This window comes from Nocardia otitidiscaviarum (assembly GCF_007362295.1).
GTDB lineage: Bacteria > Actinomycetota > Actinomycetes > Mycobacteriales > Mycobacteriaceae > Nocardia > Nocardia otitidiscaviarum.
Genome location: NZ_CP041695.1, coordinates 1,540,615 through 1,557,759 on the forward strand (window position 1 = coordinate 1,540,615; position 17,145 = coordinate 1,557,759).

14 protein-coding genes, 1 tRNA gene and 1 pseudogene are annotated in these 17,145 nt (G+C 64.2%); 9 read left to right on the forward strand and 7 right to left on the reverse strand.

Translation table 11 applies throughout. From position 1 onward, the window contains the following. Positions 1 to 18: 18 nt before the first annotated feature. Entirely contained in the window at positions 19 to 2,889 is a 2,871-nt protein-coding gene (gene aceE / locus FOH10_RS06520) for a pyruvate dehydrogenase (acetyl-transferring), homodimeric type (RefSeq protein WP_143983896.1), read from the reverse strand. A 213-nt stretch (positions 2,890 to 3,102) separates the two neighbouring features. On the opposite strand from aceE, the gene FOH10_RS06525 reads away from it, so the two are divergent. The 4 genes from FOH10_RS06525 to FOH10_RS06540 all read left to right on the forward strand — a co-directional run bounded on the left by FOH10_RS06525 (position 3,103) and on the right by FOH10_RS06540 (position 4,838). Next, positions 3,103 to 3,660 carry a hypothetical protein gene (locus FOH10_RS06525; protein ID WP_039811663.1) on the forward strand — a complete coding sequence of 186 codons (558 nt, stop codon included), beginning with the start codon at positions 3,103 to 3,105 and terminating at the stop codon, positions 3,658 to 3,660. Between the two features lie 107 nt (positions 3,661 to 3,767). Next, positions 3,768 to 4,190: a DUF3052 domain-containing protein gene (locus FOH10_RS06530; RefSeq protein ID WP_029932673.1), complete on the forward strand. Its 423-nt coding sequence runs from the start codon at positions 3,768 to 3,770 to the stop codon at positions 4,188 to 4,190. 82 nt (positions 4,191 to 4,272) lie between these two features. Beyond that, entirely contained in the window at positions 4,273 to 4,737 is a 465-nt protein-coding gene (locus tag FOH10_RS06535) for a peroxiredoxin (protein WP_029932672.1), read from the forward strand. A gap of 29 nt (positions 4,738 to 4,766) precedes the next feature. Continuing rightward, positions 4,767 to 4,838: transfer RNA gene (locus FOH10_RS06540), tRNA-Val, on the forward strand. A 284-nt stretch (positions 4,839 to 5,122) separates the two neighbouring features. Here the strand turns inward: FOH10_RS06540 and FOH10_RS06545 are convergent. Then, the gene (locus tag FOH10_RS06545; RefSeq protein ID WP_143980039.1) at positions 5,123 to 6,337 is read right to left on the reverse strand and encodes an McrC family protein; all 1,215 of its coding nucleotides are present in this window, start codon (positions 6,335 to 6,337) and stop codon (positions 5,123 to 5,125) included. Beyond that, on the reverse strand, positions 6,312 to 8,540 hold the full coding sequence (locus FOH10_RS06550) for an McrB family protein (RefSeq protein ID WP_143980040.1): 2,229 nt from the start codon (positions 8,538 to 8,540) through the stop codon (positions 6,312 to 6,314). The genes FOH10_RS06545 and FOH10_RS06550 overlap by 26 nt, the downstream gene beginning before the upstream one ends. 394 nt (positions 8,541 to 8,934) lie before the next feature. Between FOH10_RS06550 and FOH10_RS06555 the strand changes: the two genes are divergently transcribed. Together FOH10_RS06555 and FOH10_RS06560 are read left to right on the forward strand one after the other, a co-directional pair. Then, positions 8,935 to 10,149, forward strand: coding sequence for a lipase family protein (locus FOH10_RS06555; protein ID WP_186000741.1), 1,215 nt, complete (start codon positions 8,935 to 8,937; stop codon positions 10,147 to 10,149). After that, the gene (locus tag FOH10_RS06560; RefSeq protein ID WP_221937934.1) at positions 10,146 to 10,829 is read left to right on the forward strand and encodes a potassium channel family protein; all 684 of its coding nucleotides are present in this window, start codon (positions 10,146 to 10,148) and stop codon (positions 10,827 to 10,829) included. The genes FOH10_RS06555 and FOH10_RS06560 overlap by 4 nt, the downstream gene beginning before the upstream one ends. Positions 10,830 to 10,836: 7 nt before the next feature. On the opposite strand, the gene FOH10_RS06565 is transcribed toward FOH10_RS06560, so the two are convergent. Then, positions 10,837 to 11,616, reverse strand: coding sequence for a GTP-binding protein (locus FOH10_RS06565; RefSeq protein ID WP_143980042.1), 780 nt, complete (start codon positions 11,614 to 11,616; stop codon positions 10,837 to 10,839). Between the two features lie 131 nt (positions 11,617 to 11,747). Between FOH10_RS06565 and FOH10_RS06570 the strand changes: the two genes are divergently transcribed. Continuing rightward, the gene (locus FOH10_RS06570) at positions 11,748 to 12,194 is read left to right on the forward strand and encodes a Zn-ribbon domain-containing OB-fold protein (protein WP_029932667.1); all 447 of its coding nucleotides are present in this window, start codon (positions 11,748 to 11,750) and stop codon (positions 12,192 to 12,194) included. Continuing rightward, complete coding sequence (locus FOH10_RS06575) at positions 12,187 to 13,386, forward strand: lipid-transfer protein (protein WP_143980043.1); 1,200 nt, start codon at positions 12,187 to 12,189, stop codon at positions 13,384 to 13,386. Before FOH10_RS06570 ends, FOH10_RS06575 begins: the two co-directional genes overlap by 8 nt. A 263-nt stretch (positions 13,387 to 13,649) precedes the next feature. Here the strand turns inward: FOH10_RS06575 and FOH10_RS06580 are convergent, their stop codons facing one another. Together FOH10_RS06580 and FOH10_RS06585 are read right to left on the reverse strand one after the other, a co-directional pair. Continuing rightward, on the reverse strand, positions 13,650 to 15,383 hold the full coding sequence (locus tag FOH10_RS06580) for an HNH endonuclease signature motif containing protein (RefSeq protein ID WP_143980044.1): 1,734 nt from the start codon (positions 15,381 to 15,383) through the stop codon (positions 13,650 to 13,652). Between the two features lie 178 nt (positions 15,384 to 15,561). Next, positions 15,562 to 16,053 carry a hypothetical protein gene (locus FOH10_RS06585; RefSeq protein WP_143980045.1) on the reverse strand — a complete coding sequence of 164 codons (492 nt, stop codon included), beginning with the start codon at positions 16,051 to 16,053 and terminating at the stop codon, positions 15,562 to 15,564. Positions 16,054 to 16,320: 267 nt separating this feature from the next. Between FOH10_RS06585 and FOH10_RS06590 the strand changes: the two are divergent. Beyond that, positions 16,321 to 16,690, forward strand: a pseudogene (locus FOH10_RS06590) (transposase family protein); the annotation flags it as partial. A gap of 62 nt (positions 16,691 to 16,752) precedes the next feature. On the opposite strand, the gene FOH10_RS06595 reads toward FOH10_RS06590, so the two are convergent. Then, positions 16,753 to 17,130 carry a hypothetical protein gene (locus FOH10_RS06595; RefSeq protein WP_143980046.1) on the reverse strand — a complete coding sequence of 126 codons (378 nt, stop codon included), beginning with the start codon at positions 17,128 to 17,130 and terminating at the stop codon, positions 16,753 to 16,755. Positions 17,131 to 17,145: the final 15 nt, after the last annotated feature.

Sequence of the window (17,145 nt, forward strand, 5' to 3'; positions counted from 1 at the left end):
CACGATGCCTATCGTCCGTTATGCGTCGCCGCCCTCGGTACCCGGTGCCGCCTTCGGCGCGGCGTTCACGTCGTCGATGCGGTAGCGCGCGGCCGCCTCGGCGACCTTGCCCGCGTCGATCTTCCCGGCCTTCGCCAGCCCCGACAGCGCCGCCACCACGATCGACTGCGCGTCCACGTTGAATACGCGGCGCGCGGCCGGGCGGGTGTCGGAGAAGCCGAAACCGTCGGTGCCGAGGGTGATGTAGTCGCCCGGAACCCACTGGCGGATCTGATCCGGCACCGCCCGCATCCAGTCCGAGGCGGCCACGAACGGGCCCTCGGCCTGCGACAGCACCTTGGTCACATAGGGCACGGTCGGTTCGGCGGTCGGGTTGTGCAGTTTGGCGATCTCGCCGGCGAGCGCCTCCTTGCGGAGTTCACCCCACGAGGTCACCGACCACACATCGGCCTGTACGCCCCACTCCTCGGCCAGGATCTCCTGGGCGCGCAGACCGTCGGGCATGGTCACACCCGCCACCAGGATCTGCGCGCGGACGTCACCCGCGCCGCCCTTCTTGTAGAGGTAGATGCCCTTGAGCAGGCCCTCCACATCCAGGTCGTCGGGCTCCGCGGGCTGCGACTGCGGCTCGTTGTACAGGGTGATGTAGTAGAAGATGTCCTCGCCGCCGAACTCGTGATGGCGCGAGTGCGTCTCCGGATCGGTCCCCGGCAGCGCCTCCTGGTAGCCCGAGGAGACACCGCCGCCGTACATGCGGCGCAGGCCGTCGCGCACGATGTGGGCGATCTCGTAGGCGAAGGCGGGGTCGTACGGCACGCAGGCCGGGTTGGTGGACGCCAGCAGCAGCGAGTGACCGTCGTTGTGCTGTAGTCCCTCACCGGTCAGCGTGGTCCGCCCGGCGGTCGCCCCGAGGACGAATCCGCGCGCCATCTGGTCCGCCGCCGCCCACAGGCCGTCGCCGGTGCGCTGGAATCCGAACATCGAGTAGAAGATGTAGAGCGGGATCATCGGCTCGCCCTGGGTGGCGTACGAGGTGCCCACCGCGGTGAACGACGAGGTCGAACCGGCCTCGTTGATGCCCTCGTGCAGGATCTGCCCGACGCTCGACTCCTTGTAGGCGAGCATCAGTTCCGCGTCGACCGACGTGTACAGCTGGCCGTTGCGGTTGTAGATCTTCAACGACGGGAACCACGAGTCCATACCGAAGGTGCGGGCCTCGTCGGGAATGATCGGCACGATCCGCTTGCCGATCTCCTTGTCGCGCAGCAGTTCCTTCATCAGGCGCACGAAAGCCATGGTGGTGGCCACGTTCTGTTTGCCGGAACCCTTGCGTATGGAGCGGTACGGCTCATCGCCCGGCAGCTGCAGCGGCTTCGCCTTGGTGCGGCGCTCGGGCACGAAACCGCCGAGGGAGTTGCGGCGGTCCATCATGTACTGGATGGCCGGATCGTCCTGGCCGGGGTGGTAGTACGGCGGCAGGTACGGGTTGGCCTCGAGCTCGGCGTCGGTGATCGGAATGCGCTGCACGTCGCGGAACGCCTTCAGATCGTCCAGGGTCATCTTCTTCATCTGGTGCGTGGCGTTGCGCGCCTCGAAGTGCTTGCCCAGACCGTAGCCCTTGATGGTCTTGGCCAGGATGACCGTCGGCTGCCCCTTGTGGGCCATGGCCGCCGCATAGGCCGCGTAGATCTTGCGGTAGTCGTGGCCGCCGCGCTTGAGGTTCCAGATGTCGCTGTCGGACAGCCCCTTCACCAGCTCCTTGGTGCGCGGATCGCGCCCGAAGAAGTGCTCGCGCACGTACGCGCCGTCATTGGCCTTGTAGGTCTGGTAGTCGCCGTCGGGCGTGGAGTTCATCAGGTTCACCAGCGCGCCGTCGCGGTCGGCCTGGAGCAGGGAGTCCCACTCGCGGCCCCACACGACCTTGATGACGTTCCAGCCGGCGCCGCGGAAGAACGACTCCAGCTCCTGAATGATCTTGCCGTTACCGCGCACCGGGCCGTCCAGGCGCTGCAGGTTGCAGTTGATCACGAAGGTCAGGTTGTCCAGGCCCTCGTTGGCCGCCACCTGGATGAGGCCGCGCGATTCCGGCTCGTCCATCTCGCCGTCGCCCAGGAACGCCCACACGTGCTGATCGGAGGTGTCCTTGATACCGCGATCGTTCAGGTAGTGGTTGAACCGCGCCTGGTAGATGGCGTTCATCGGGCCCAGGCCCATGGACACCGTGGGGAATTCCCAGAAGTCCGGCATGAGCCGCGGATGCGGGTACGACGACAGGCCGCGGCCCGGGCCGCCGTGCGAGTACTCCTGGCGGAAGCCGTCGAGCTGATCCTCGGTCAGTCGTCCCTCGAGGTAGGCGCGGGCGTAGATGCCGGGGGAGGCGTGCCCCTGGATGAACACCTGGTCGCCGCCGCCGGGATGGTCCTTGCCGCGGAAGAAGTGGTTGAAGCCGACTTCGTAGAGCGCGGCGGAGGAGGCATAGGTCGAGATATGGCCGCCGACACCGATTCCGGGCCGCTGCGCGCGGTGCACCATGACGGCCGCGTTCCAGCGGATCCAGGCCCGGTAGCGGCGTTCGACCTCTTCGTCGCCGGGGAACCAGGGCTCGTTCTCGGTGGGGATGGTGTTGACGTAGTCGGTGGAGGTCAGTGCGGGAATCGCGACACGGCGTTCACCGGCGCGTTCGAGCAGCCGCAGCATCAGGTAGCGCGCCCGGCCAGGTCCTTCGCGCTCGAGCATCTCGTCGAAGGACTCGAGCCATTCGCTGGTCTCTTCCGGATCGATGTCCGGCAGGTATGACGCCACCCCCTCGCGGATCACTCGGACCCGGCCCCCCGCCGGGCGATTGCGTGCCGGCCCGTTTGTAGGACTCGACGAAGAAATGGGGTGCATCAGGTCGGTCAAGACATTTGCTCCTCGTACATGGGGTGGGACAAGCGTGGCGTCATTACCCCGGGTGACCGCTGGTCGGCGGGTACCCGTTCACGATGGTTTCTAGGGCGCATCTCACATCCTCGTGCACGATGCGTCCTGGATCATCATGTCAGCCGGAAATCCAGTACGGTTCGGTAGGGAACCGTCATGGCAGTCGAACCGGGAGGATCGATGAAGCTGCTGAACCCGCGGGGGTTCGGTCTGGTCTGTGCGAGCCTGGCGGTAACCGCTGGTCTAGCGGTCGCGGGATGTGCCGATCGCATCGAGGGCACACCGACGGCCAACGAGGCCCAGGTTACGTCGTATCGCGCTGAGGCGTCGTCGAGTTCGGCGGCGGCCACCTCGTCGCGCCGGGCGGCCGCACAGGCCAAGGCGATCGCCGACAACTGCGATCCGTTCCGGGACACCACCGGTCCCGCGGTGACGCGCTACAACGAGTTCGTCGACGCCCATGACGCAAATGCGCCGGACTACGCGGCCAAACGAGACACCGCCGCGAACACGATCGAGGATGCGGCGCGGACCGTCGAGACGCGCGTGCAGGAGGCGGGCGAGGCGCTGCCCCCGGACCTCGCGCAGAAGCTCACCGATTACGTGAACGCTGCTCGAGAGCTTGCCGCCCAGGCCCGCGTGATGACCTACACCTCCCCGGTCGCGGCGCTCAACGACGCCAGCAAGAAGGTCAACGACGCCCTCAACGCGGTCCGCGACGCCTGCCCGGCCCGATAACACTCGCGACAATTTCCTCGGCGATTTCGGCCGATCGGCTTGCGCTGAGGCTCTTAACCATGTTCGCTTGCAACTACCTATTGTCGGGACTCGAGGAGGACACCACCGTGGTCGCCGCGGCGGACGCGCAGAATTACGCTCAGAAGCTTGGCATCTCGCACGGCATGGTGGTACAGGAACTGGGCTGGGACGAAGATACCGACGACACGCTGCGGAACTCGATCGAGGAGACCATCGGTTCGGAGCTCCTCGACGAGGACACCGACGAGGTGGTCGAGGTCGTGCTGCTCTGGTGGCGGGACGGTGACGGAGACCTGGTCGACGAACTGCTCAATGTGATCACCCCCCTGGCCGACGACGGCATCGTCTGGGTGCTCACCCCCAAGACCGGCCAGCCCGGTCACGTCGATCCCAGCGAGATCGCCGAGTCCGCACCGTCTGCGGGCCTGAATTCGACCACCCCGGTCAGCCTGGGTAGTTGGACCGGCACCAAGCTGACCCAACCCAAGACGCCCTCGAAGCAGCGCTGATCCCTGCCTTCGCTAAGGTTTTCGATCGGGCGGGCGACCGTGCCCGCCCGCCGTAAGCCCGAATCCGATGGAGGTTCACCGTATGCCGCTAGAGGTCGGTACGCTCGCCCCGGACTTCACCCTGAAGGACCAGAACAACCAGGAAGTCACCCTGTCGAGCTACCGAGGCGAGAAGAACGTCCTCATCGTCTTCTACCCTCTCGCCTTCACCGGCATCTGCCAGGGCGAACTCTGCAAGGTCCGCGACGAACTGCCCAAGTTCCAGAACGACAACGCCGAAATCCTCGCCATCTCGGTAGGCCCCCCGCCCACCCACAAGATCTGGGCCGCCGAGCAAGGCTACACCTTCCCCCTCCTCTCCGACTTCTGGCCCCACGGCGCCGTAGCCCAGTCCTACGGCGTCTTCAACGAGAAGTCCGGCTACCCCAACCGCGGCACCTTCGTCGTAGACAAGGACGGCATCATCCAATTCTCCGAAATGAACGGCCCCGGAGAGCCCCGTGACCAGGCAGCTTGGGAGAAAGCGCTCGCCGCGCTAGATTCATAAACCGTCGCGCCGGTCCGCCGGCGCCCCGAGGGCGTATAGCTCAGTGGTAGAGCACTGGTTTTACACACCAGCGGTCGGGGGTTCGAACCCCTCTGCGCCCACCCAGAGAGCCACGTACGAACCGCCGTCCGGCGGTGCGATTCCAGGCTTGCCGACCCGCTTCGACCTGGACGTTCGTGCCCGTCGGTAGATGCGTGTGGCTCGGTGCAGGTCGGCGAAGACTGGATTCATCTCGTCCGTCACCCGGGGTTGTCACAGTGTCTTCTAGATCGTCGACTAGAAGTGGTGGTAGAACGTCTCGACTACCCGGCCACCTTGTGTCGGAGTGGGCGGTCGAGTCGGTCGAAGTCGAGTAGGAATTGCTTGTCGATCGCGAGGGCGGCCATCAGGTCTCTTGTGCCGGGGTGGCCGTGGCGTACGAAGGCGCTGCTATGCGAGCGGCGAGGTCGTCTACAGCGGCGAGCAGGTCCAAGGGGGGCAAGGACAGATCCAGCGCGTGGCAGTGTATGGTGACCGAGCTGCCGCGGATACGGTGAACTCGGTTGGGCGCATTGCCTTTCGCGTACACCAGGTGCCCATGGTCGAGACCGGTGACAGTGCAGTAAGCGAGCATTTGATACAGGTCGGCGTCAGGAAATCCGGCGGGGGATTCCGCCTTGTACTTCGCGTCGACGATGGCGCGGGGGTTTCGGCCGCTGCGGAACCAGACCAGGTCTGGACATGTGGTGATCTCAGCAGCATCGTCCATCGGCATGCGGTGCTGGAGAGCGCAGTGGCCCCCGTACGGGGCCAAGGATTCGCTCAGTGCGGTGCATACGAAATCCTCATAGATCTTCCACATGTCGAACATATAGCCGGTGACGGTGAGCGATCCGAACCGATGCTCGAATGATTCGGCAGCGAGTACCAACTCGGCCAGTCGAAGGGCATCGTGGAAGCGGACGTTGAGTCGGGAGGGCTGCCAGGCGGGCACGACCGCGCCGCGTGGTAGCAGAGTGACCTCCGCAAAGGCCATCCGCAGACGATGAAGACGCCTACGGGCGGGCTCCGACAGGCATGGCAAGGTGAGCAGCCGGGTCGTCGCGAGCAGCAGCACCCGGTTCTCGGCGATATCGCTGGAGAATTCGTCGTACTCGACCGCCAAGGGCAGCGGCATCCCGTACCAGCGGCTCATCTGGATACCCGTGAGCAATCGGCCACGTAGCACCGGTATGTCGTCGGAGACAGTGCGGTACCCCATGAGCAGGCCCTGCTCGGCGGCGCGGGTCGCCATGCGGGAGAACGCTTCCGCGAGTGCGGGCAGTAGCTCCTCGGCAGGGTCGAGCCGTACCGGGTCGTCGCGCCAGATATCGGGCTTCAGGGCGTACCCGGCGAGAAATGTCAGGCGGTTCAGGTCTTGAATCTTCGGGCGCACCAGTAGCTCTCGGTCTCCTAATGAGACCACGCCGACCTTCCGGCTCGCGGATAGCTCATAGACGCCGGGCATCGTGGTCGGTACAACAGCAGCAATGCCGAGCCGCTGCAACGCGGTATGTTCGGAATCGCTGAGGGCGATCCGTTGCGCGGGGTCACCTTCAGTCAGTGTCAGCCGTGGTTCCACTGTCACGTTCCAGGTTCGCGGGTGTCGGTCCGAGGCTGCGGCGGATGGCGTCGAGGCCGTAGGTCTCGGTGACGTCGATGGTGCGGTCACCGTAGTGGTGTTCCTCAAGCAGCGGCAGAATCGCTGTGCGCCAAACGCGTTCGAGCCCTCCGGGCGCGAAGACCGCCGACCGCATGAAGTATGACGGCCCAATCTTGAAGTCGGGATCCTCGATGCGAGCGTTGAGGGCGTCGAGCAGATCGGCGACAGTGATGTCGTAGCCGTACTCGGCGAGCCAGCTGCGCAGGATTCCGTCCGTCGGTGACTCGCTGGGATGTAGTGGGAGGAAAGCGAACCGGCGGCGCATGGCGGAGTCCACCAGCGCGATCGACCGGTCGGAGGTATTCATGGTGCCGATCATGACGAGGTTGCGCGGCAGCGAGAACCCGCCTTCCGATTCCGACCGGTAGAGCAGTTCGATGGACGTATTCCGATACTCCAGCAAGAAATACAGTTCACCGAAGATCTTGGCCAGATTGCCGCGGTTGATCTCATCGATGATCAGCACATAGGCCGCGTGTGGATTCTCCACCGCCTTGTCCACAATGCGGCGCAGCGGGCCGGGCTTGAGGTCGAAGCCGATCTGACCGTTGCTCATCGGAATCGGGCGGTAGCCCTCGAAGAAGTCCTCATACGAGTACGCTGGATGGAACTGCACGACCGTCACGTTGCCGTCGGGCGCTACATGCTCGGCGATCTTCTGCGCCAGATAGGTTTTCCCTGTGCCAGGGGGGCCGTAGAAGAGTAGCTGCGGCCGGTCGCGGAGTAGGTCGATACATTCTTGCAGCCACGCTTGCGGGACATGCAGACGCTGCGCCAGTTCCGGGGTGGCGTCGGGTAGCTTTGCCGACTTGGCCGAGGCTGGACCGTGACGGCGTTCGACAAGGGGATTTAGCGTGTCGATCTGGGCGGACAAGTCGGTGACATCGCTGGGGCTGTCCAGCAGCGTAATCAGCTCATCGGGGGCGGAATCAAGTGGGAGCGAATGTGATTCCCACTTCACGGTACGGCGCAGATTGGACAGGCCATCCTCGCTCTTGCTGTATTCCGCGTCGCTGGTGATGGTGCCGAAGTACAGTCGGCGCTGACTGACGGTGACCACGAGATCCCCAGGGTGCATGCGGGCGAGGAAGGCATAGAACTCCTCGGACTTCTCCTGCCGGGCCGCGTATCCGGATGTGCGGTAGTCCTCTTCGACATACCCTTTGAGCTCATCCCGGGTGATACCGGGCTCCACCGGTCGCAGTAGCCGCGCCGACAGCGAGACGATGCTCTTCTCCCGCCACATCGGCACCAAGTCGTAACCGAGCACGTTGGAACCGCGCACTCGCCACGCGTGTTGAACGGTATCGGTCGGATCGGCGACCTCTGGCTTAGGTTCCCAGCGCTCCTTCCACGGCGAACGATAGAAGTCGACCGGGTTTCCCTGCTCCCGCATGAGCGCCTCGTTGATGTCGTGCAGATCCTGGTCGACATCGCCGGTTTCGTGGCTGAGATAGTCCGTGAACGCGTCGCGGATGCGGCGCCGATGCACAGGGCTGACGATCGGCAGATAGAAACTCGGAAAGGCCAAGTAGAGAAGAGATTGGCGCTGTGCTACCTGACGCGTCTCAACAGCGTTCGCTGCATCTCTGAAGACGAGTGGATCGCTGAGCGCGAGCCGACGGTCAGTCTCGGAAAGTTCCGCGAAGTGCGATGCGAACTTGATCAGGTACTGCAGTTGTATCCATCGGTAGTTGTTGAACGCCTGGCCACCGTGATAAACGCCGCCGCCGCGCAGGGTGTCGACGATGTCGGCAGGGACCAGAACCGGTGTGCGACTCATGCCGAGAACCTTCTGCAACTGCTCGATCTTCGTATCGCCCCGAAGGTTGGTGATCGGAAGCATATTGAGCAGCAGCAGCTCGGCGAACAGCTGAATCGCCGCCGGCGACGTTGTCGCCAGCTGCTTACCGAGCTTGCTGAAGAAGCTTCCCACCCCGGCATCCGGGCGGTCGACGAAGTCTCGCCGAAGCTCGGCGAGGTTGTCTCGCGTCCACACCGGACGCGATGGAGTGAGGATCGAGCCGCCTCCGCCGAGGCATTGCTCGACCATGCGGCGGCCGAGCGAAGCTACGGCAACCCCAGCTGGGCGCCCGAATGACGCGGAAGTCGGATCGGTCATTCTCGCTCTTCCTGTATCGGAGGTTCGATCTCATCGAATGGTGACTAGTACGGCACACCAGTGTGTTCGGCTTCGGTCATGGCGTCGTCGATTTACAGTATTACTGAGGGCGTTCTCGTGATGTCGTCATTGCAGGCCGGTTTCTGTGCGGCACCCGTCGATGAGACCGGATCGGCATTGGCTACGGCGTAGCTGACTGCGGACCCCAGCCGGTGATCGCTTCTTCGCCACGTTCGATCGCCCGTTGTGCCGGGGATCGCCCGCTCTAACCGTGCCGGTGCAGCAGTGACACCGGAGGTTTCCCGCTGATCCAGGGCAGACCATGGAGTGCCGCAGCGGGTGTGGGGCATGTCGCGCCGGGTGTAGTCGTGCAATCCCATTACACTCCGGGCGCATGAAACGGTGTGGTCGCTATAGGGTTGCTGTCGTGCTTGCCGTTGCTGGACTGTTCACCCCGGCGGCGAGCAGTGCCGATCCAGGGCAGCCGCCGGTTCCGGCGCAGGATCCCTTCTATGCACAGCCGGAGTCCTTCGAGGGGCTGTCGATGGGGCAAGTTCTGGACAGCCGCCCCGTCAGCGTCGGTGTGATCCCGACCAGCACCCAATTCAGTTCGTGGCAGGTGAAATACGTCAGCCAGAACACCAAGGGCAAGCCTTGGACGACAATGGCGACGATCATCCGGCCCGCCGGTCGGCCCGGTCCCGCGAAGCTACTCGCTTTCCTACCGTGGATCGACGTGCTCGACACCACGTGCAATCCTTCGTATCAGTTGCGGACCGATTACTCGTACGTGGCGTCCTCCGGAATGATCGGGGAGATGACGAATCTGAGCGCGGCTCTGGATCGTGGCTGGACCGTCGTCGTTCCCGATTATCTGGGACCGGAAAACCATTTCGCCGCAGGGTATGTCGAGGGTCGCAACACCTTGGACGGAATTCGCGCTGCTCTGAGCTTCGCTCCCGCGGGGCTCACCGGTGACACTCCGGTCGGAGTATTCGGCTATTCCGGTGGTTCACGCGGTGCGGAGTTCGCCGCCGAACTGGCCGACGGTTACGCGCCCGAACTGAATATCGCTGGTACCGCGGCCGGTGGCCTGCCTACCGACATGGCTGCCACCAGCGCCTTCATCAACGGTGGACCGTTCGCCGGTATCAACTATCAGGCGGCGTTCGGTCTGGCCCGCGCCTACCCCGAACTAAACATAGCCGCGTTCTTCGCCGATCCGAATTTCGAACGGACCCTTGCGTCCATGTGCCAGGCCCAGACCCTGGCCTCGTATCCGTTCACCTGGATGCAGGACCGGACGGTGGACCGCGCCTGGCCGCTGGGCGAGCCAAAGGTCGCGGCGGTGCTCGAAACCCTGAAAGCCGGTCGCTACGGCACACCCAACGCTCCTTTGTACCTGTTCATGGCCGAACAGGACCAGATCGCCATCACCGCCAACACCGATGCCTTGATCGCCGACTACTGCGCCCGCAGCGTACCCGTCAGCTATATCAAATACCCTGGCACCGAACATGTCAGCGCCGAGACCGTCGGTTCCGGCGCTGCATTGGATTGGCTCGCCGACCGCTTCAACGGCATCCCGGCGACCACCAGCTGTTCGTGATCGGAAAAGACTCGCACGCCTCGTCAGGCCCCGAATTCGGCGACCGCGTGGCGAACTGGGAGCGTCGTGCCGAGATCCCGATGCTGCTCTTCGCGGTGGCGTTCTTGCTCGCATATGCATGGCCGGTGCTGGATCCGGCTCTTGACACCGACCTGCGCACATCACTCGATGTACTGTCCTGGACAGTATGGGGTGCCTTCGCTGTCGACTTCGCGATCCGCTTGTTCCTCGCCGAACGTCGCGGGCGGTATGCGTTGCGGCGCTGGTATGACGTTGCTCTACTCGTGCTACCGATGCTGCGCGCTTTCCGGCTCCTTCGAGTCCTCGCTGTGATGCGGCTGCTCAATCGCTCGGTCGTCGGATCTCTTGCGGGACGCGCATCGATGTATGTCACCGGAGCTGCGGTGCTGACCGTATTCCTGGGCGCGATCGCGGTATTGGATGCCGAGCAGGAGGCGCCGGGGACAAGAATCACGAACTTCGGTGACGCGCTGTGGTGGGCATCGGTCACGGTGACCACTGTGGGGTACGGCGATCACTACCCCGTAACGTGGCAGGGTCGATTGTTGGCGGTCGGTCTGATGATCGTGGGCATCGCCGTTGTCGGCGTGGTTACCGCAGCCGTCGCATCGTGGTTCATCACCAACGTCCAGCGCGAGACCGAATTCGATGATCGCTGACAGATCCTCAGTAATCGAGCACGTGTGTCGGCTGACAGACATCCATGGGTGATGGAAGGTAGCGGACCAGGGCGTCCAGGAGCGGGGCGACATCATCGATACGGCGCGGTGCCACACTGCACAGCATCGGGACGACGTCACCGATGCGAGTGCGGTACCGGATCAGGTGGTGCACTCTTTCGGTCGAGACCGTTCGGGGGTTCGGGAGGGCGGGCCGGCCGAGCACGGTAGCCAGGAGCCTGTGACGCCTCTGCTCGGCTAGTACCGCCTGGACTCCGTGAGGCTCGCGGTCTGCCGCTTCGTATGTCACCATCGCCACCAGGTCGATGGCACCCGCGAACTCGGTATCGATACCGATCGGCATCTGCAGCGGCAATGGCGCTGCGCCGCGTGTATCGGCGACCGCTCGCACGCAGCGATCGAAATCGGCGCCTGGCTGATCGAGTCCGGTGACCAGGCACAACCGTGCGATCTGATGGTCGTCGGCGACCCGCAGCATCGTTTCGAGTCGTGCTGGTCGGTTCGAAGCAGCATTCACGACGGCCACAACGCCATCCGCCAGACGGATCGTCCGTTCCATGTCGGGGATGGGTGTGTGGCTCGATAGCTCCGCGAGGCGGATCGTGTGGTTGACCCCGTCGGCCGTCCATCGGAACGCGACCGGGGTCCCCGCGCCGACCTTGTCGAGGTGGCGGGACAGCCGGTGGACCACCCGCGCTGTCTCATCGGGATGCCCCATCACCGTGACATTGCGGATCGCCTGCGGGTCAATGGCTTTGGTGCCCATCGCGGTGCGGTACTCCAGATCGACGCGCGGATGCCCAGACACCCGCAATCCGGCCCCACCGTACCCCCGCCTCCGCACCGCTGGGCGGGATTTCCGCGACAAAGTAGAACGTGTTCCTATACGGTCGGTCTGTGCAGAAAGAACAACGCCCCGCCGTGGCAGACTGGTTCACTGCGGAGGACGGTGCGGTACGTCTGAAGGGGAGCCGCTGCGAGGTGTGCGGCACGCCGTACTTCCCTCGGAACACCCTCGCCTGCCGCAATCCGCGGTGTTCGGCTCCGAAGGACGGCTCCGAGCTGGTCGAGTACCTGTTCTCCACGCGTGGCCGGATCTGGTCCTATGCCGATGCGCGATACAAACCGCCCGCGCCGTACGTCTCGCCGGATCCGTTCGAGCCGTATGTCGTCGCGGCCGTGGAGCTCGAGGTCGAGCAGATGGTGATACTCGGGCAGGTCGTGCGCGGTTTCACGGTGGACGACCTGGCCGTCGGCATGCCGGTCGAGCTGGCGCTCGGCACGTTGTACGAGGACGACGAGGCGGAGCGCACGGTGTGGATGTGGAGGCCGGTCAATGACTGACACGAATCGCGATATCGCCGTCCTCGGTGCGGGTATGCACCAGTGGGGCAAGTGGGGGCGGAACTTCGTCGAGTACGGGCTGGTCGCGGCGCGGGCCGCGCTGGCCGATGCCGGGGTGGACCACAGCGAGGTCGGCTATATCGCCGGGGCGGACACCATCCGGAACGGCTATCCGGGCTTCGTTTCGGGCGCGACGTTCGCCCAGGCGCTGGGTTGGTCGGGTGCGCGGATCTCGAGCAGCTACGCCGCCTGCGCCTCCGGTGCCCAGGCGATCGCCAATGCCCGTGCCCAGATCCTGGCGGGACTGTGCGATGTGGCGCTGGTGATCGGCGCGGATGCCACCCCGAAGGGCTTCTTCCAGCCGGTCGGCGGCGAGCGCCGCGACGACCCGGATTGGTTGCGTTTCCACCTGCTCGGTGCCACCAATCCGATCTATTTCGCACTCTATGCCCGACGCAGGATGGCGATCCACGGTGCCACGCTTGACAATTTCGCCGCGGTCAAGGTGAAGAATGCCAAGCATGGGCTGAACAACCCGTATGCCCGCTACCGCAAAGAGGTGTCGGCCGAGGAGGTCGCTGCCTCGGCCGTGGTTTCGGATCCGCTGCGACTGCTCGATATCTGCGCGACCAGTGACGGCGGGGCCGCGCTGGTGCTGACGTCGATGGAGTACGCGCGCCGTCACGGTATCGCGGACCCGGTCCGCATCCGGGCGCTGTCGACGGTGACGCCGACATTTCCGAAAACCGTTCTCGACCTTCCGGATTTCGCAACTGATTCCGCTGTCGCGGTCGAGCCGCCGCCGCGCGCGTTTCGTTCCGCCATCGCGTATGCGGCGTACGAGGAGGCTGGGATCGGGCCTGCGGACCTTTCTTTCGCGGAGGTCTACGACTTGTCGACCGCGCTGGAGCTGGACTGGTACGAGGATATCGGGCTCTGCGAAACTGGTGGTGCGGAAGATCTGCTGCGTAGCGGTGCAACGACATTGGGCGGACGTGTTCCCGTCAACCCCAGTGGTGGGCTCGCCTGTTTCGGCGAAGCGATTCCCGCACAAGCGATCGCGCAGATCTGCGAGCTCACCTGGCAGTTGCGCGGGCAGGCTGATGGTCGTCAGGTGGACGGTGCCAGGGCCGGTATCGCGGTGAATCAAGGGCTGTTCGGACACGGATCGGCGATCATCGCTACGCGGTGAGGGTGAAACCCTCGGCGACTGTCAGCGAAAACCCGGGCAGTGCCCGGGTTTTCGGGTGACCGTACCGGTCTCCATTCCAACTGGTCGTCAATCCGAAATGCGGACGGCTCGGCCGATGGAACCGCATCGCTCGACTACCTCCCCAAGCGGCCGGGCATCACCATCGTGAGTGATATGGACGACAAGCAGTTCGTCGTTGGCCGTGGAAATCCCCGGTCTGCCACCGCTCCAACGCTCGTGACTGCGGCCGTTCACGAGCGGGTTCAGAACGGTGGGCGGTCTGCATCCCGATCGGAGCCGCGGTCACTGCACAGGGTGCCTCCGATAGTGACGGTGTGGTGGATGTCGCGGTGAGTGCGCAGGTGTCGTCGCCCTGGCGGGATGTAGACGTGGAGTAGTTCGGTGAGTGCATTGACCGCTGGTCCCGGGTCGAGTAGCGGTGGATCGGGTTGTGGTTCAACGGGTTCCACTAGGCTGGCAGCCACCGGCGCATGTGGGAACAGGAATTTGGCGCCTTCGGGGCTGGTGGTGATCGTATCGCCGGTGGGGGTGCGCCATTCGATGCGCCGATTCGGATGGTGGGTCACCGTCCAGCCGTTCAGGCCGTGGTCGGCCAGGGTTTTCAGGCGGTGATGTCGGCGGCAGCGGCAGCCGAGGTTGTGCACGGTGGTGGGTCCGCCGGTGACGGGGGAGTGGTGGTCGAAGGGCTGTTGGTGGTCGAGGTCGGTGGCTGCGGCCGAGACCGGGCAGCCGGGTGCGCGGCAGGTTCCATCGAGTGCCCGCACGCGTGCGGCGACGGTGGCGCTGGGCCGGTATCGCCATTCTGGTGGGTTCGTCGGTGGTACCGGGGCAGTGGTGATGTGCGCGTGTGTGTTTCGGGTGACCTCGATCGTGGAAGAACGATGGTCGCTGTCGGTGTCGATCACGGCTGATGCACGATTGGCGTCGGTGGTCTCCGGGGTCGGCGACTGCACTGTGGGGAGTTCGTTGGTCGGCGACTCCGCTGTGGTGAGGTCGGCGGTGTCACTCGTGTGGGATGCGGGGGTGTCACTCGTGTGCGATGCGGCGGAGCCGTAACGCATCTCGTCGCTGGTCTCGGTGACCACATGGAAGCGGGCGTGGCGGGCGATCTGCCGCGCCAGATCGGCGTCGATCGCCCCGAACCCGGCCAACAACCTCGGATTGTCCTGCACCCCCGCCAGGGTCGCCGCGCTGACACCGACCTGCACCAACGCCCGCCGCGCGACCGGCACCGACGTGGTCGGGTCCCGGCGGGCACACTCGGGCAGTCCGCAGCCGCAGATCAGTCGCCCGCTCCCGTCGGCCAACGCCACCAACGCATCAGCACGCCGCTGGTTCATCGAGCGCGGATCGGCGGCACAACACTGACTGACCGCCATCTCCCGCAACCGTTCGAACAACGTCCACCCCCCGGCCGCGGGCAACACGGCATCGACCAGCGCGGTCCCGTCGTCGGCCGCACGCACGGCCACATACCGTTCGCGTTCGGCCTCACGACGCCGCCGCGCCTGCCCGGCGGGGTCGAGTTCGAGCAGCCGCTTGCGGATGATGCGCCGCAACCGCGCGGGATCACACCCTTCGGCACGAGCGACCACCGTTTCTTCCAACTCCGCGACGGTGTCGTCGGGTGTGTTGACCAGGGTGTCGTGGATCGCGCGTACCCGCGCCAGATCGATCCGTCCCTGCGCGAACGCCCGGCGGGTCGCGGGCAACCGCCCCAATCCCATCCCGAGCGCGATCAACCCGTCCACGCTGCGCTGCGAGACCCGCACCGCCACACCGATTTCGGCCGCCGCCGACTCCCCGGCATACCGTGCCGCGACCCCGGCCTCGAGCTGCTGGGCGCGCCGCAGCCGATACAGCCGCGTCATCAACGCCACCTCCTCGGCCTGGGCGGCGGCGATCTGCGCGTGTACCTCCCGCAGCCGCGCGACCAGCTCGTAGCTGGTGGCCTCGACCGCGACGGTTTCGCTCATGTGTTCGAATCTACCGGCTGTGACCGCGACACGAAACCCCAGCTAGAGCGACATGCCGAAAATTGAGGCCATGCGCGGTAGCAGCGCATATGGCCGGAACCTCTCGGTGGCAACCGTGCCTCCGAGTGATGGGCGTTGCATCGGTATCGAGCACGGTTGGAAGATAGATCCTAAGGTGTCATGGCCGCGTGAGGGCGTCCTTCAATCCGGCTGCGTTGCACGCAGCGCCTAGCGCTCCTGTCCCCATGGCGTTCACATTTATCAGGATGCGGTGGATATTCTCGACCGAGGCATGCGTCGAGTTGTATCTCTCGATCGCCTCTAAGCTGGCGCGAAATATTTCGCTGATTCGGGCAATCGCCTTTTCATTCCCTTCATTCCAGCTGAGAATTGGGCCGTGTAAAGGGGTGGAAACGATTAGGTCTGGACTGCCGTCGCCGCGGTTATTCTCCAAAACTTGCCCTCGGTGTTGATATGGATTCCCTCCGTACCTATCGTGTGCGAGAAAAGCGGGAACAATCTGTGCATCGCACCCGAAACCGATTTCCGGGAGGGTGCCTACTCGAAATTCAGTGTTCTTGATCCCGGTGAATGCTTGACGCCATGGAATCAGTGTATCGGGCGATGGTCCAGCGAGTACGAAATGCATCATGTTCTCCATGTGTTCCATATGGCAATACTCGTAGTCTTCCGAGTTTTGGTAGCATATCGCTCGGTAGCGCTCTGACATCGCCGACGCCGGGGTGGGAAATATGCACCGCAGCTTCCTCTGGGATGAGGCCTTTGTCGATAGTTGTTCGCACAATAGTGGGTCGTTATCATCCCGGCTGAAGATGCTGTGCTCCAGTGTGATCGATGCGGCGTGTCGATGCCGGAATGGGTGAATCTCCTGGTAGATCAGCTGTCGACCAAAACTGCTGAGTACTGAGGGATTCAAGTGTTGTTCTACCGTTTCACGCTGCCGTTGTCACGTCAGCCCCTCCGCTTCGTCGCCGGACTGATCGGCGGGCACCGCCGCGCGATCGGCTCGGCCTGGCGCACGCTCGATCCGAGGTCGGCAAGCCCTGCTCATGCTGGCCCACCTGCGCAAAGCTGAAACCTACGCCGATCTCGGTGCTGGGTGCGACATCTCGACGACCGCGGCTTGGCGCTACGCCGGCGAGACCGTGGAGCTACAGAGATATTGCGGTATCGACGGCCTGATAACTCCGTACAAGGAGCACGACGAACCCGAGTCGCAGAAGCAGGCCAACCGAGCCCACGCGCGGCTGCGTGCCCCCGGTGAACGTGCCAACGCTCAGCTCCGCAGGGCGGATCGGATCAAATTTATCTATTTGCCTCGAAATTGTCGAGGATGCAGGTCGTTTCGTTACATACTGTACGGGAATATTGCGACCGCGTGAGGGACTATTTGGATTCGCTGCCCCTTTTGAACTTCCGAGAGAGATTCAGAGTCGATCAGAACAACTCCAGGATCGAGGTCGAGAGCTATTACGCCGTCGGTATACACTGTGGAAACCAGACCGCATAGTGTGGGCTGGTTGTGGGCGGTTCCGGCACCGCTGAGCTCGGCCTCGGCATCAATATTTCTCCAAGTATCGATTTCTTCGACTTCTAGCTCAACCTGACAGATAGAGCCTTTAGGCACCGCCGTTTTGCCTCTCCAGGTGGCCACCCACTCCTTGTTGCGAAATCTAACGGTGACTTTCTCGTCGGGTTGAGCATCTTCGAGAAGTGTAATCTCCACTACCGGGATCCTATG